General features: G+C 39.6%; 15 protein-coding genes. 3 read left to right on the forward strand and 12 right to left on the reverse strand.

Annotation, left to right across the window (positions count from 1 at the left end; all coding sequences use genetic code 11):
• Window positions 1-30 precede the first annotated feature (30 nt).
• The 10 genes from L1267_RS04025 to thrS form a co-directional block, all read right to left on the reverse strand.
• The gene (locus tag L1267_RS04025; protein ID WP_135924394.1) at window positions 31-855 is read right to left on the reverse strand and encodes a LytR/AlgR family response regulator transcription factor; all 825 of its coding nucleotides are present in this window, start codon (window positions 853-855) and stop codon (window positions 31-33) included.
• On the reverse strand, window positions 852-1925 hold the full coding sequence (locus L1267_RS04030) for a sensor histidine kinase (RefSeq protein ID WP_135924393.1): 1074 nt from the start codon (window positions 1923-1925) through the stop codon (window positions 852-854). Before L1267_RS04030 ends, L1267_RS04025 begins: the two co-directional genes overlap by 4 nt.
• A gap of 155 nt (window positions 1926-2080) precedes the next feature.
• Window positions 2081-3637, reverse strand: coding sequence for a SulP family inorganic anion transporter (locus L1267_RS04035; RefSeq protein WP_235382169.1), 1557 nt, complete (start codon window positions 3635-3637; stop codon window positions 2081-2083).
• Between the two features lie 145 nt (window positions 3638-3782).
• Window positions 3783-4241 (reverse strand): Lrp/AsnC family transcriptional regulator, encoded by a 459-nt coding sequence (locus L1267_RS04040; protein ID WP_036968198.1) that lies wholly within the window; start codon window positions 4239-4241, stop codon window positions 3783-3785.
• Between the two features lie 97 nt (window positions 4242-4338).
• Window positions 4339-4980, reverse strand: a complete 642-nt coding sequence (locus L1267_RS04045) for an MBL fold metallo-hydrolase (RefSeq protein ID WP_235382170.1) — start codon at window positions 4978-4980, stop codon at window positions 4339-4341.
• A 1-nt stretch (window position 4981) separates the two neighbouring features.
• The gene (locus tag L1267_RS04050; protein ID WP_235382171.1) at window positions 4982-6778 is read right to left on the reverse strand and encodes a M14 family metallopeptidase; all 1797 of its coding nucleotides are present in this window, start codon (window positions 6776-6778) and stop codon (window positions 4982-4984) included.
• A 198-nt stretch (window positions 6779-6976) separates the two neighbouring features.
• The gene (gene rplT, locus L1267_RS04055) at window positions 6977-7336 is read right to left on the reverse strand and encodes a 50S ribosomal protein L20 (RefSeq protein ID WP_036968189.1); all 360 of its coding nucleotides are present in this window, start codon (window positions 7334-7336) and stop codon (window positions 6977-6979) included.
• Between the two features lie 15 nt (window positions 7337-7351).
• Window positions 7352-7552 carry a 50S ribosomal protein L35 gene (gene rpmI / locus L1267_RS04060; RefSeq protein WP_054554888.1) on the reverse strand — a complete coding sequence of 67 codons (201 nt, stop codon included), beginning with the start codon at window positions 7550-7552 and terminating at the stop codon, window positions 7352-7354.
• Between the two features lie 211 nt (window positions 7553-7763).
• Window positions 7764-8327 (reverse strand): translation initiation factor IF-3, encoded by a 564-nt coding sequence (gene infC, locus L1267_RS04065; protein WP_082389338.1) that lies wholly within the window; start codon window positions 8325-8327, stop codon window positions 7764-7766.
• A gap of 57 nt (window positions 8328-8384) precedes the next feature.
• Entirely contained in the window at window positions 8385-10295 is a 1911-nt protein-coding gene (thrS, locus tag L1267_RS04070; RefSeq protein WP_135924389.1) for a threonine--tRNA ligase, read from the reverse strand.
• Between the two features lie 247 nt (window positions 10296-10542).
• On the opposite strand from thrS, the gene L1267_RS04075 reads away from it, so the two are divergent.
• From L1267_RS04075 to L1267_RS04085, 3 genes are all read left to right on the forward strand, one after another.
• Window positions 10543-11556: an endonuclease/exonuclease/phosphatase family protein gene (locus tag L1267_RS04075; protein ID WP_235382172.1), complete on the forward strand. Its 1014-nt coding sequence runs from the start codon at window positions 10543-10545 to the stop codon at window positions 11554-11556.
• 64 nt (window positions 11557-11620) lie between these two features.
• The gene (locus L1267_RS04080; RefSeq protein WP_135924387.1) at window positions 11621-12067 is read left to right on the forward strand and encodes a DUF3010 family protein; all 447 of its coding nucleotides are present in this window, start codon (window positions 11621-11623) and stop codon (window positions 12065-12067) included.
• Between the two features lie 214 nt (window positions 12068-12281).
• Window positions 12282-13997 (forward strand): AMP-binding protein, encoded by a 1716-nt coding sequence (locus L1267_RS04085; RefSeq protein ID WP_235382173.1) that lies wholly within the window; start codon window positions 12282-12284, stop codon window positions 13995-13997.
• Window positions 13998-14147: 150 nt separating this feature from the next.
• Here L1267_RS04085 and gdhA read toward each other — a convergent pair whose 3' ends face one another.
• Complete coding sequence (gene gdhA / locus L1267_RS04090) at window positions 14148-15500, reverse strand: NADP-specific glutamate dehydrogenase (RefSeq protein ID WP_235382174.1); 1353 nt, start codon at window positions 15498-15500, stop codon at window positions 14148-14150.
• An 81-nt stretch (window positions 15501-15581) separates the two neighbouring features.
• On the reverse strand, window positions 15582-16064 hold the full coding sequence (locus L1267_RS04095) for a hypothetical protein (RefSeq protein ID WP_199526550.1): 483 nt from the start codon (window positions 16062-16064) through the stop codon (window positions 15582-15584).

A 16064-nucleotide genomic window follows, 5' to 3' on the forward strand; every position in this document is an offset into this window, starting at 1 on the left:
TTTTTTTCTTTAACTGATTATGAAAGCTTATTAACTTGCTAGTGCAGCTTTTACTTTGTCACGATAGCTGCGGCTAACTTTTAACTCTTGTCCATTATCGAGAACTAACAAGTACTCCCCACTCACCTGAGTGACGAGCTTACTAATTTGTTTGGTGTTAACAATGGCACTGCGGTGAACACGAACAAACAGTTGCGGATCTAACTCTTGCTCTAGCTCTTTCATGGTTTTACGTAAGATATGAGTTTGGCCATCTTGGCAATGTAAACACATATAGTCACCTGCAGCATCAACCCATTGAATTGTAACAACAGGAACACGAACAATTTCGCCCTGCTCTTTTACTGCCAGTGATTCAGGATAACGACGATCTGCAAGGCTATCGCCTGTCGCAAGCTTTTTCAAAATCTCTTCACAATTGTTGCCAGTAATACCAGCCACAAAGCTTGCTAGTTTCTTCTTATGGGCGTTATCTTGTTGTGTTTTTAAATAAGTATGCACTTTTTCTACCGCCTGTTTTAGTCTGTTGTCATCGACTGGTTTAAGAATATAATCCAATGCATGAATCTCGAATGCTTTTACCGCAAACTGATCAAACGCAGTTACAAACACAATGGCAGGCAATGGATTAACACTTTCGCTTAAAGCGCGGGCCACTTCAAAACCATTCATATTTGGCATTTGAATATCTAAGAATACCAGTTCTATATTCCCTGATAAGCACTCATCTATTGCTTCTTGACCATTGCTACATAAACGAATTACTTCTATGTCTTCAAATTCAGAAAGTCGAACGGCTAAGCCTTTCCTTGCAAGCGGTTCATCATCAACGATCAAAGTTCTAATTTTGCTCATTTCTTAACAGCCTTTTCAAACGGAACGCGCAGATTTACTTTTAATCCACTTGGCGTATTGTCAGAGAGAACAAACGAGTAGTTGTTCTCATAAAGTGTTTTTAATCGATCCTGAGTGTTAGCTATACCAACCCCTTGAGAATTAACAAGCTGACCATTTTTAAGCTCAGTGCCAGGACCATTATCGCCTACTTCCAATAATAATTCATTTGCAAAAACTTGTGCCTTAATATCAATGACCCCGCCCTCGTTGAGTTGTGCTATCGCATACTTAATGGCATTTTCTATCAACGGCTGGAGAATTAAACTTGGTACTAAGGCTTTTTTTGCTTGTTCGCTTACATCAACGTTAATTTGTAAACGCTCATCAAAGCGTACTTTTTCAATTTCTAAGTACAGCATTAATGCATGAATTTCTTGCTCTAATGGAACTTTTTTAATTGGATCTGTATTGAGTGTATAACGCAAGAAATCACTTAATTTAGACACCATTAAATTAGCATCTTTATTCTCTTTAACCAAAATAAGTGTAGAGATTGCATTAAGCGTATTAAATAAAAAGTGCGGATTAAGCTGATAGCGTAGCATCTTAAGTTGTGCTTCGTGAGCCATTGTTGTCGCTTTTAAAGCCTTTTGACGTTCACTTTGCAATAACTGGTAATACTTAATACCAAAATATAATCCACTCCAACAAAGGATAATATAAACTGAATCTAAACCTTGCTGAAAGTAATAAAACCACTCATTTGGGCGATAACCATGGCGGTATATCTCCCATAAATTAAATTTTTGTACTACAGCCCAAAGTGTGCCCGTTAAATAAGAGGCACCAAATACCACTAACATGAGTACCCAAGGCGAAGCATTCCACACTTTGCGATACATGTAGCGTAAAGGCACTGTCATTAAACAACCAGCATAAGCATTTAATACAATAACAAACACGTAAATATCACGCATTTCAAATACTTTAGAGCCGATGTAATTAACTAACGCATACCCTATCCAGCCTGCAATTTGCAAAACCCAGAAAAAACGTTGTCGATTATCAACTAATGATTGCCAATTCAAAATATCAAGTTACCTTACAAACTTATAGTTATTATACCGATAGACAGTTATACAAAGCACTGCCGCCTATCTTAATTTTTTATAGCCTTAACGCATAATTCAGGTATAAAAAAAGCGAAGACGACAGCCGCCTTCGCTTTTTAAACATTGTCTATTTAAGCTAACTTATCAGAAGCTACCTTATAATGCGGATCCTCAATCACGTTTACTTCAACTAAATCACGCGCATTATGTAGAAGTTGGATACAATCAGGACTCAAGTGGCGTAAGTGCAATTTCTTGCCCGTTTTAGCATATTTATCTGCTAAGTTATCAATTGCCTCAATCGCACTGTGATCTGCTACTCGGCTATGCTTAAATTCGATGATCACATCTTCAGGGTCATTTTTAACATCAAATAACTCAGCGAAGTTTTTCACTGAACCAAAGAATAATGGACCATGAAGTTCGTATACTTTTGAGCCTTGCTCATCAATATAATTGTTTGTGTAAATATGTTTTGCATGCTGCCAAGCAAATACCAGTGCCGATACAATAACACCAACACATACCGCAATAGCAAGGTCAGTAACTACCGTTACACCCGATACAAGAACAATCACAAAGGCATCAGACTTAGGCACACGCTTCATCATCTTAAAGCTTGCCCATTCAAACGTACCAAGAACAACCATAAACATAACACCGACAAGTGCAGCCAGTGGGATCATTTCAATTAGACTTGCAGCGAAAATAATAAACGCTAGCAGCAATAATGCAGCACTGATACCAGATAAACGTGAACGACCACCAGAGTTAATATTAATCATTGACTGACCGATCATCGCACAACCGCCCATCGCTCCAAAGAAACCGCAGGTAATATTCGCAGCACCTTGACCGATGCACTCTTTGTTACTGTGACCACGTGTTTCTGTTATTTCGTCAATTAAGGTTAATGTTAGTAATGACTCGATTAAACCAATTGCCGCAAGAACAAGCGCATAAGGGAAAATAATTTTTAATGTTTCTAGGTTAAATGGCACCATAGGGATGTGAAATTGTGGTAAACCACCGGCAATAGTTGCTTGCTCATTACCCGTCATACCTTTTAAGAAATCAAGAACGGTACGCGCTTCTAAGTCAAAACCAATTACCAATGCTGTAACTGTGACAATTGCAACTAATGAAGAAGGCACAGCCGTAGTCAGTTTAGGTAAAAAATGGATAATTGCCATTGTAAGTGCCACTAAGCCAAGCATAATATACAAGGCTTGACCTTCCATCCACTGCTGCCCTCCCATGCCATCAGGTACTTTGAACTGACCTAATTGTGCTAAGAAAATAACAATAGCTAGACCATTAACAAAGCCGAGCATAACGGGATGCGGAACCATGCGAATAAATTTACCAAGTTTAAAGACACCCGCTAAGACCTGCAGAATGCCCATTAAAAGCACGGTCGCAAATAAATATTCTACTCCGTGATCTAATACTAAACTTACCATTACAACGGCTAATGCGCCGGTAGCACCAGAAATCATACCTGGACGGCCACCAAAAATAGCGGTGATCAAACCAACAATAAAGGCAGCATACAAACCGACTAAAGGCTCTACATTAGCAACAAAAGCGAATGCAACAGCTTCAGGCACCAATGCCAGTGCGACCGTCAAGCCAGATAAAATATCATTTTTAGCAGAGCTTGGCGCTTTGCTGAGTAAGTTAAACATTAAGTTCCTCTTTGTAGTGAATACGTTTCGGCAAGGCGCGCAATTCTAGCAAAAAGCAGAAAAGTTAACAATTATTAACAACAAAACGGTCAGTACTGTTAAGTACTAACCGTTTTTAACTGTTATCAATCGTAGTAAATAAAAACTAAAGTGGTAAAGACGTACTACGTTTAACACACGTCATAGTGACATTAGAATGAACTTCTTGTACAAACTCTAGGTTTAACAGGTTATCGCGAACAAATTGCTCATAGCCTTCAATACCTTTAGAGATAATACGAAGCATAAAGTCCATTGTACCAGCCATACTGTAACACTCAGTGACTTCGTCGTAGCTCATAATTAATCGTTCAAACTCAGCTAAATTTGTTCTGCCGTGATTTGATAAACGAACATGGGCATAGACTAACATATCAAAGCCAAGCTTTTTCTCATCAAGCAAAGCAACTTTACCTTTGATGTAGCCATCTTGCTCAAGCTTAGCAATACGACGCCAACATGGCGATTGAGACAAACCAACTTTATCGGCAATCTCTGCCGTTGATAAGCTAGCATCTTGCTGTAATAATGCCAAAATTTGGCGATCTACTTGGTTAAGAGACATTTTATTTCTTTTTCTTTAAGATTATGGGTTAAATTATATAACTGATTTAAAAAACAGTCTGCTTATTTTCTACTACTTATGCAATGAAATTGCAATTTTAGCCATACTTACCACTGATAAAAGGGTTTGTTGTTCGCTCATGGCCTACCGTAGTGTTTGGACCATGCCCCGCTAAGATAACAACATCATCAGTCAGCGTAAGTATTTGTGACTGAATAGATTCAATTAACTGACTGCTATTACCCTTAGGGAAGTCAGTACGTCCAATTGAACCTTGAAAAATTACGTCGCCGACAACTACCTGCTGTGACTGTTCATGGTAAAACACAACATGGCCTGGTGTATGTCCTGGGCAGTGGCGAACAGAAAGCGATAGTTGACCCACCTCTATCGTATCGCCGTGGCATAACCACTTAGTAGGATAAAATGGTTCGATAGCATCAAAACCGAACATTTGTGCTTGCATAGGAAGTGCATCAAACCAAAATTGATCATCAATATGCGGGCCGATAATTTCAACATCATAATGCTCTGCTAGTTCTTTAGCGGCGCCAACATGGTCTAAATGCCCATGAGTAAGATATACCGCAACCAGTTTACATTTTAATTTCGTCAGCTCAGTGATAAGTTTTTCTTTATCACCGCCGGGATCAATTAATGCAGCTTGATTACTCTCGGTGCAAATTATAATACGACAATTTTGTGCAAAACCAGTCACCGGAACTGTCACTACTTTCATATTACTGTCCTTGTTCAGATTGCTCAAAGCTCATAAGAATTGGGTATTTTAAATAAGCTTGATCATAAAATGGCGTACGCTCATAAAGCCAATCTAGGCGCGCTTGTGGGTCATTTGCAAACTGCTTGTCCTCACGTATTTTTTGGTCAAACTCTAACGCCAAGGCAGGCTTTTCTTTAAGCATCTGTCTTGCGTAAGGCATCAATGCATAATTTTCAACATACTCAGTCCGCTGAAAAATAGTATTGAAGTCTCCCCAAGAAAAGAATGAATCTGGCGCTTCTGGGTGCAGTAAGTGAATAGCAAGTTCAGAATATGGTTGCTCAGTCGATACTTTATACCAACCTAACATATTTAGGCTGTCTACTTTGGTATAATCAAAGCTGGCATCAACCCTAAAACGTCCCTCAAAAGGCGCTTTGGCAAAGCTGTAATCTTTCACAATTGCTTGAGTTAACGGCACAGATACGTTTTCAGTAACTTTATCAACCTTAATACCATGCAACTTTAACTTTTCAATAATGTGACTGTACGCAGGTGGAATGTAAAACGCGCTTGGCACATTAACAGTCTTTTTAACTTCTTTTTGCCAAAAAATAGGTAACGCGTCATAGTCTTTAGGCTGACCTAAATACTTGACCTCAGATTGACCAGAAAGTGCACTTTCTGAACGACTGTACGCAATTCCTTTAAATTCAATAGTGTCTGGTTGTTTTGCATATCCACGTTCAACAACTAATTGCGTTGGTTTGAAATCAAGCTCTTTTCTAACCGCCTCATTTAGTGCTTTATCGTTTGCAGCTAAGGCATCAATTGCACCATCAATGAAAACATAAGTACCTAACACACGCTGCTTATAGGGCTTTAATGAATGGTTCTCAACTAAAATAGTAGGTAATGAACGCAAGTCACCCCAGCCGTTTGAAAAGCGTGGTGTGGCAACCCAGCCAGCTAGCCCTTTCTTAAATTCGCGCTTATCCATCACAAACACAAGAGGTCCTGGTATGTGCCCTGCCTTTTCAAGCTTCGCATCTATTACAGGCTTAAACAGATTATCTAATGCCTCAGATACACTTGGTGATTCACTTGAAAATACAGGGTTATAGCCATACGTGACATCGTATTGATAATCAGCACCATCGGTTACATGAACATCAACGTATAAATCTGGCTTAAACTGATTGATCACCTTCATCACACCACGAACTTCTGGGGTATCAAGCTTTGTGTAATCACGATTCAAGTTTAAATTTAGACCGTTTGTTCTAAAACCCATTTCTACTGGGCCACGCTGATTAATACGGTTAAATTGACTACTACGCTCGTGACCGTCTACGTTTAAAATCGGTATAAACAGAATATTAACTTTGCTCAAGATATCGCGACGTTTACCCGTGGCAATATCGCGTAGCAGCATAAACATGGCATCTTTGCCGTCAATCTCGCCACTATGAATGCCCGCTTGAATAAAAATCGTAGGTTTAGTGTCTGCAACTAGCTGCTCTGCATCAAATAACCCCTGCTCATTTGCGACTAACATTTTCACTGCACGACCTGCACTACTAGTAGCGATAGTCTTTAATTTAAATTGAGTTGGGTTAGCAGCAACTAAACGGTCAACAAATGCCATTGTCTCATCATAATTAGGAGACAAAGTACCATCACTTAACTCGAACTCTGTCGTTAATGGCCCTTTTTCTTGTAGTAATGACACACTGTTTCCGTGCCATGGCATTAATGGGGGTAAGTGGCTGTCTAACGTTACTACAGCAGATAAAAACACTAAACTCGCAAACATATCACTCTCAAGTGCAGAACTTATTCTAATACCTTAAATTATACCAACTAATTATTATGGATTGCGTAAACTGCGGTGATTCAACAAAAAAATGGAGCAAATGACATGCTAGCTAGCATCTATAATGAAGTAATGAGTGATTTTCAGGATCAAAAAAAGGAGCACTAGGCTCCTTTTTAAACTGTATTAAAAGCGAAATTAAGCCGCTAGGCCTTCTTTTGCTTTTGCAACAAGCGCTGCGAATGCAACTTGGTCGTAAACAGCGATATCTGCAAGGATCTTACGATCGATTTCTACAGATGTCTTTTTAAGACCATTGATAAAACGGCTGTATGAAAGACCGTTTTGACGAGCTGCTGCATTGATACGTGCAATCCAAAGTTGACGGAAAGTACGTTTCTTAGCACGACGGTCACGGTAAGCGTATTGACCCGCTTTAGTAACTGCCTGGAAAGCTACGCGGTAAACACGTGAACGTGCTCCGTAGTAACCTTTAGCTTGTTTTAAAACTTTTTTGTGACGTGCACGTGCGATAACACCGCGTTTAACTCTTGCCATTTCTGAAGACTCCTATTAAGCGAATGGTAACATACGTGAAACTAGACCATGGTCATTCTTATGAACCATCATCTTAGGACGTAAGTGTAATTTACGCTTAGAAGTTTTCTTAGTCAGAATGTGACGAAGATGCGCTTGTTTACGCTTGAAACCGCCTGAAGCAGTTTTCTTGAAACGCTTAGCCGCGCCTCTGTGAGTTTTTAGCTTATAAGCCATTGCAATAACTCCAAATGTATTGCTTAAAACATTAGCAAGCAGGCGAGAGATATATAAAATAGCTCTACTTTATAAGGCCTAACTTACTGCCATAATCCGGTGAAGGTTCATTGCTATTGCTTTGCAACCTTACTTTAAACCGGTTATTTCAGGTGAACAGTAAACTGTTACTTGCAGACCTGAAATAAAATCGGTGGGTAATATAACCTGTTTATTGCTTTTTAGCAATAGGGGCCATCATCATAACCATTTGACGACCTTCAACACGATTAGGGAATGATTCAACTTGTGAAACATCTTCTAAATCGGCTTTAACACGGTTTAATAATTCAATACCAATTTCTTGGTGAGCCATTTCACGACCACGGAAACGGATGGTGATTTTAGCTTTGTCACCCGCTTCTAAGAACTTACGCAAGTTGCGAAGCTTAACCTGGTAGTCACCTTCATCCGTACCTGGACGGAACTTGATTTCTTTAACCTGGATCTGCTTTTGCTTTTTCTTTTGTTCTTTTAGTTCTTTGCTTTTTTCAAAGATGAACTTACCGTAGTCCATAACCTTACAAACAGGTGGCTCAGCATTAGGACTGATTTCTACAAGATCTACACCCGCATCATCAGCGATAGCTTGCGCCTCTTTTAATGACACGATGCCAGCTTGCTCGCCGTCGATGCCAATTAAACGAACTTCTTTAGCTGTAATATCTTCGTTGATACGATTTTTTTGAGCTGTTTGTTGCCCTTTCTTGCCGCCTCTAATGGTACGATCCTCCAAGAATATAAAATAAAAAGCGTGTAGTTGGCTGTTTGTTTTGCCCTACACGCTCATGATTTATTGTCGATTTTTAATTTCTTCGCTTACTTTTGCAATGAAATCATCAACACTAAATTTGCCTAGGTCTTCACCTGTGCGAGTGCGTACTGCCACTTCTTGTTGTTCAACTTCTTTATCGCCAACAACAAGTAAATATGGAATACGTTTTAACGTATGTTCACGGATTTTAAAGCCAATCTTCTCATTTCTCAAGTCAGCAGCGGCTCTAATTCCAAGTTTATTTAATTTTTGTACAATTTCTTGCACATAATCAGCTTGTTTATCGGTGATGTTCATAATCACAACTTGCTTTGGTGCAAGCCATGTTGGGAACAATCCAGCGTATTCTTCAGTTAGAATGCCGATAAAACGCTCAATCGAGCCTAATATAGCACGGTGAATCATCACTGGTGTACGACGTTCGTTGTTTTCTGCAACATAAGTCGCACCTAAACGGCCTGGTAATGCAAAGTCTAGCTGTACAGTACCACATTGCCAAGCGCGGTCTAAGCAATCATAAAGCGTGAATTCGATTTTAGGGCCATAGAATGCGCCTTCACCTGGTAGGTAATCAAATTCAATGTTGTTCGCTTTTAATGCATCGGCTAACGCTAACTCAGCTTTATCCCACATTGCGTCTTCACCAATACGTTTTTCTGGACGAGTTGATAGTTTTACAACAATCTTCTCAAAACCAAACGTCTCGTATGTATCGTAAACCATTTTGATACATGATGATACTTCATCCATGATTTGCTCTTCTGTACAGAAGATATGTGCATCATCTTGGGTAAAGCCACGTACACGCATTAAACCGTGTAAAGCGCCTGATGGTTCATTACGATGACAACAACCAAACTCAGCCATACGTAATGGTAGATCACGGTACGATTTTAAACCTTGATTAAAGATTTGAACGTGACCTGGGCAGTTCATTGGTTTAATTGCATATTCACGCTTTTCAGATTCAGTTGTGAACATTGCATCTGCGTATTTATCCCAGTGGCCTGATTTTTCCCATAAACCACGGTCCATCATCAATGGGCCTTTTACTTCTTCGTAATCGTACTCACGTAGTTTTTCACGAACAAAGTCTTCTAGCTCACGGTAAATGCTCCAGCCATCGTTATGCCAAAACACCATACCTGGCGCTTCTTCTTGCCAGTGCCATAAGTCAAGTGCTTTACCAATACGTCGGTGGTCACGCTTTTCAGCTTCTTCTAAGCGTTTTAAATATGCTTTAAGTTGCTTTTTATCCGCCCATGCTGTGCCGTAAATACGTTGCAGCATTTTGTTTTCTGAATCACCGCGCCAATATGCACCTGCCACTTTCATAATTTTGAAATGTTGGCAGAACTTCATGTTTGGTACGTGTGGACCACGACACATGTCGATGTATTCTTCGTGATGGTATAAACCAGGACGGTCATCTTTTGCAATGTTCTCGTCTAGGATTTCCATCTTGTAAGTTTCACCGCGTGCTTCAAATGTATCACGCGCTTCTTGCCAGCTTACGGTCTTTTTAACCACATCGTAGTTTGTTTTAGCAAGTTCAAGCATACGCTTTTCAATTGCATCTAAATCATCTTGGCTTAAAGAATGATCCATATCGATATCGTAGTAAAAACCGTTATCAATGGTTGGACCGATAGCCATTTTCGCTTCAGGGAAAAGTTGCTTAACTGCATGACCAATAAGGTGCGCACAAGAGTGACGAATAATCTCTAAGCCGTCTTCATCTTTTGCTGTGATAATTTCTAAACGCGCATCTTCAGTAATTAAGTCACATGCATCTACACGTGTGCCATTAACACGTCCAGCGATGGTTGCTTTAGCTAAACCTGGACCGATATCGCTTGCAACATCATAAGTACTTACTGGGTTTTCAAAACTACGCTGACTGCCGTCAGGGAGGGTAATAACTGGCATTATAAATCCTTATACAGTGGTGATGCCTACAATGCATCACATGTAGTATTTTTTAAAAAAATTGAATAACTCTGCAACGCTTTTACGAATAAGCATTGCTAATTAAGCATGCATTTACTGAGTCTTCGCAAATACAAGCGGCCATTGTCGCTGCTCAAGCACTTAAATACAAGTAGTTATGCGAGCAAATTGACAATTACTTAACTCATTTCATAATTAGGAGGTCTGTACTTCGAAGGTTACCATAATGCCACACATGCATACGCTCAAGTTTGCTACGTTAAACTTGCTAAATTATACTGCGCCGCCCTATTCTTTTTATCAGTTACACGAGCGTTACAACAATACTCAATGGCAACAAAAACAACAATTTGTCGCTGACTTTTTATCAACTACAAACGCCGATGTTGTTGCTTTTCAAGAAGTGTTTAGTGCTCATGCTTTAGAGGTACAGTGCAAAGAAGCGGGCTACGACTATTTTAAAACTGTGGATTCTCCTTCTCAAGATGCCCTATACCCACAAGTTTTATTTAACCCAATTGTTGCAATCGCCAGTAAGTTTCCATTTAAAAAAGCTGAAGCATTAAGCCCATGCCCAGAGATGCTTGAGTACTTAAATAATCAAAATGAATTTAAATTTAACCGTACTCCAATAAAATGCTTGTTTTCATTCCCTGAGTTTGGCGATGTATGCTGTTATGTTGTGCATTTTAAATCACAACGTGTGCAGTCTATGGCACATATATTAAATATTCATAATCTTGAAGATCCACTTTTACAACTACTACACCAAACAGTTGGGGCTATGCAATCACAGATATCTCGTTCACTAGAGGCATCGATTGTTTACTATGATGCCTTAAAAACTCAACGAGAAAAGCAATGCGCCACGCTAGTAATGGGGGATTTTAATGATTCACTTACCAGCCCAACCCTTTCGTTTATGACACAAGGCTTTCACCCTACCCGCTGTGAACCTTGCATTGAGCACAATGAACCCGTTGTTGGGTTAACAGATAGCTATGAGTTCAGTGCATCATTTCATCAGCAACAAGAAAAACCGTTTAGTCATTACTTTCATGGTAAAGGGAATGTACTTGATTATATATTGGCCTCTGCTCACTTTAATCCTGACTGCCAGATGTCTAAGGTTAAACTGCTGGAATATGAAAGCTATGCAGCGCATTTAACCCCTACACAATCAACTGAAGACATCAGTGTCAGTGACCACAGCGCAATTGCTATAAAAATTCATTTTTAAAGCAACTGTTTTTCATGACGTTACTTGCTATAATCGCGCAAATTAAGTTATTTAGAGAATGACCATGAGAACATGCGGTGTAGAAATTACGGGTAGTGATGTACTACTGTGTATTTTAACCAAAGACAATGACGTATTTGATATCCGTGATGTCAGACAAACACGCTTCACTTTAGGTGATGGCAATGACACTGAAGTAATGCGTAAGTTTCAGTTTGATTTTAGGAAGTTGATGCAAGATTACCAAATTGACTCTGTTGCAATTAAAGAGCGTCAACCAAAAGGGAAATTTGCTGGCAGTGCTAAAGGGTTTAAAATGGAAACTGCTATTCAGCTTATTGACGAGTTAGATGTACAAATTTTTAGTGCAACGACAATTAAAGAGCAACTTAAACGTAATCCAATTCCTATTGATTTCGAAGATACTGGGTTAAAGAAATTTCAAGAAAATGCTTTTATTAGCGCCTACGTTTACCTTATGCGCAAAACCTACAAACAAGACGAACAATAACTTCCAATAAAACGTGCTACGGCACGTTTTTTATTGCCCATTAAGTATTACTCATAAAAAACCAACATATACATTAGTCTTAAAAAACTTTTCTTTGTCGACAATCTGTGTTTAGTTAGATACGAACGCACGTTTTGAGAATCAAGTTTTTGATTACCTCATTACGCATTGCATCAAGTCCATGACAACTAACTAGCCGGACACGGAGAAAACAATGCAGACAAAGAACACACCAAACAATAATCTTCCACTTTCGAAAAGCTATTTTAAAGGTTGCACCGATGTACCCTTAATCGAACAGACTATTGGTCAGTATCTTGATAATATTGTCGACAATTACCCTGACCACCCTGCTATTGTGGTTCATCATCAACATATTCGTCTTACCTACAAAGAATACCAACAACAAATTAACCAATTAGCAATGGGGTTATTATCATTAGGGGTTAAACCTGGAGACAGAGTTGGTATTTGGTCACCAAATAATATTGAGTGGTGTCTAACCCAATTCGCAACAGCGAAAATTGGTGCCATTATGGTCTGTATTAACCCCGCTTACCGTCCGAGTGAATTAGAGTACGCGTTAAATAGTGTTGAATGTTCAACGTTGATAACTGCAAGTCAATTTAAGTCTAGTAACTATATTGAAATGCTTAATGAACTTGCACCTGAATTAAGCCATTTACCTGCAGATGGATTAAACCTAAAAAAATTACCGCATTTAAAAAATATTATTCGAATTGGCGACAAAAAATCTCCTGGTATGTATAGCTTTACTGATGTAATGGAACGCCCTACAGAAGCCCATAAACTTGAGCTTGATGCTATCGCTGCCACTTTGCATTGCGATCAGGATATCAATATTCAATTTACTTCAGGTACCACGGGTAACCCCAAGGGAGCCACTTTATCCCATAAGAACATTCTAAATAATGGCTTTTTAATGGCCGAAGCGATGAAGCTTACTCATCAAGATAAGTTGTGTATCCCCGTGCCCTTGTACCATTGCTTTGGTATGGTACTAGGCAACTTGGTTTGTATAAGTAAAGGGGCTACAGCTGTTTTCCCAGGAGATTCTTTTGACCCTAAAACAACACTAGAGGTAGTAGAAAAAGAGCGCTGCACGGGTTTACATGGTGTTCCTACCATGTTTATCGCTGAACTTGAACTAAAAGAGTTTAGCAGTTATGACCTTTCAAGCTTACGAACAGGCGTCATGGCCGGTTCGACATGTCCAGAACAAGTGATGCGTAAAGTTCACTCATTAATGCATATGCAAGAAGTAGTAATAGGCTATGGTCAAACTGAGTGTAGCCCTATCAACAATGTAACTGAAACTGACTCACCTCTTGAAAAGCAAGTGACGACTGTAGGGCGTGCACTAGCACATACAGAAGTTAAAATTATTAATGAAGTTGGGGATATTCAACAAATCGGTGTTCCTGGTGAAGTTTGCAGCCGTGGTGCAGGCATTATGCGATGTTATTGGAATGATGAAGAGAAAACCAATGCCACCATAGATAACGAAGGTTGGTTACACTCCGGTGATTTAGGTGTAATGGATGAAGAAGGCTTTGTTGCTATTGTTGGTCGTATTAAAGATATGATCATCCGTGGCGGTGAGAATATATACCCTCGCGAAATAGAAGAAGTGCTTTATAGTTACCCGGGTATTCAAGATGCCGCTATTTTTGGTATAAGTGATGAAAAGTATGGAGAAGAAGTTTGTGCGTGGATCCAACCTAAAGATGACGCAGTGCTTGATGAAAATGCTATACGTGATTTCCTACAAGATAAGCTGGCCTATTTTAAAGTACCAAAGCACATTCGCTTCGTTGAAGAATACCCTATGACTGTAACTGGTAAATTGCAGAAATTTAAAATGCGCGAGCAAATGCAAGAGCTTCTTAAAGAAAACGCATTTTCGTAAGCATTCAGTATTAAAGCTCAGCCATGCTGAGCTTTAACTCGTTTAATTCAATTTAACTTATTTGCAGTACTATTGAGCTCTAACGCCCAATCAACTATTTGGTGGAGTTATGGTTAGCTATTTTAAGGTTTGCGCTAGCAGTGTGTGATATCAAACAGCGCCTTGTTTGATCATAGCCTGTGAAACACGTTCAAACCCTGAAACATTAGCCCCTAACAATAAATCACCTTCATGGTCGTATTGTTTTGCAGTTGATGATACTCGATCAAAAATTTCTTTCATAACTTGTTGAAGTTTTTCATCGACCTGCTGTGGGCGCCATTTCTGCATACTGGCATTCTGAGCCATTTCAAATTGGCTGGTCGCAACTCCACCAGCGTTTGCAGCCTTACTCGGCCCTAGGTAAACATCATGCTCTTTAAAGACAGCAAGTGCGTCTGCAGTCGTTGGCATGTTAGCGCCCTCACACACGGTCATACAGCCGTTTGAAACAAGTGCTTTTGCATCCTTTTGAGTTATTTCGTTCTGTGTTGCACATGGTAAAGCAATATCAGCCTCATATTGCCACACTTGATGGGCATCACTCGGGTACTGATTTACAGGGGTAAATTCAGCATCTGGGTGTTCATTTAAATAATCACGAAGCTTCGCACCTTTTTCTTGTTTTAGGTGTTTGACTAACTCAACATCTAATCCATCTTTGCAGTATAGGGTGCCTTGCGAATCACTACAGGTAAGCACAACCGCGTCATGCTGCGCTAGTTTTTCCATTAAATAGAGCGCCACATTACCAGCGCCTGATACTAAACAACGTTTACCACGTAATGAGTCATTTTTGGCATCAAGCATAGCACTTAAAAAATACGCTACTCCGTAGCCAGTCGCTTCTGTTCGCAAAGCAGATCCCGCCATTATTTCAGGTTTGCCTGTCAACACACCTTGAAACTGATTGGTGATTCGTTTGTACTGGCCAAATAAGTAACCAATCTCCCGACCAGCAACCCCGATATCACCGGCTGGTACATCTGTATTTTCGCCAATGTGACGGTAAAGCTCAGTCATAAATGACTGACAAAAGCGCATGATCTCATTGTCGCTTTTACCTTTAGGATCAAAGTCTGAGCCACCCTTCGCTCCACCTAAAGGTAACCCTGTTAGTGCATTTTTAAGAACTTGCTCAAAACCTAAGAACTTAATGACACTCAGATTCACGCTTGGATGAAATCGCAAACCGCCTTTGTAGGGGCCAAGTGATGAACTAAATTCGACTCGATACCCACGGTTTACTCTAAGGTTGCCCTTATCATCATGCCAAGGTACTCGAAAAATAATTTGCCTTTCAGGTTCAACTAATCGCTCTAATATTGCCTGTTTTTGAAAATCGGACCCGTCTTGCACAACCTGTTCTAGCGAGTGAAATACCTCTTCTACAGCTTGGAAAAACTCAGGTTCGTTTGCATTTGCTTCCTTTACTTGGTTAAGTACATCTTGTAGATATTGCATATTAACTCCTCAAGCTATTGAAAATATTGTATTCACTTAATTACTATTAAACTTCTAAACAGCCTTAAACGATCACTTAGTTTAACGAATCGCAAACCGTTGAGACTCTTGCGAAGCATCAAAGTGCCAAAAATAGCGCATTGGTTCATGCTGGCCATCGTAAAACCATATCTCAGCCACTAGCTCAACCGCTGAGTTTGCAAGCATAATATCCGAATTCAACTTACTCTCGACAAGTGAAGAGCGTAACAAACATTCGGAGTAATCCGCTTTGTTATCCTCACCTTTAAGACAGATATTTATATACGCACGTGGATTGCCCATATTTATATCAACATCAACATAAAGTAACACTTTACTAGACAAATCAAACGTTGGAGAAATAGTTAAATCAGTCATTGTATCCGTTTGTACTGTTGTTTCAGTTGCTGTTTCGTTTTCTGTAGTGGCGGTTGTTGCCGATGTTGCCAAAGTATTTGAGTTTTCATTAACAGCATCACCTTCACCGCCTCCACCACACGCTGTAAGAATTAAACAAATCATTGTAATTAATAGATGTTTCAT

It is taken from the genome of Pseudoalteromonas sp. OFAV1 (genome assembly GCF_021532595.1).
GTDB lineage: Bacteria > Pseudomonadota > Gammaproteobacteria > Enterobacterales > Alteromonadaceae > Pseudoalteromonas > Pseudoalteromonas lipolytica_C.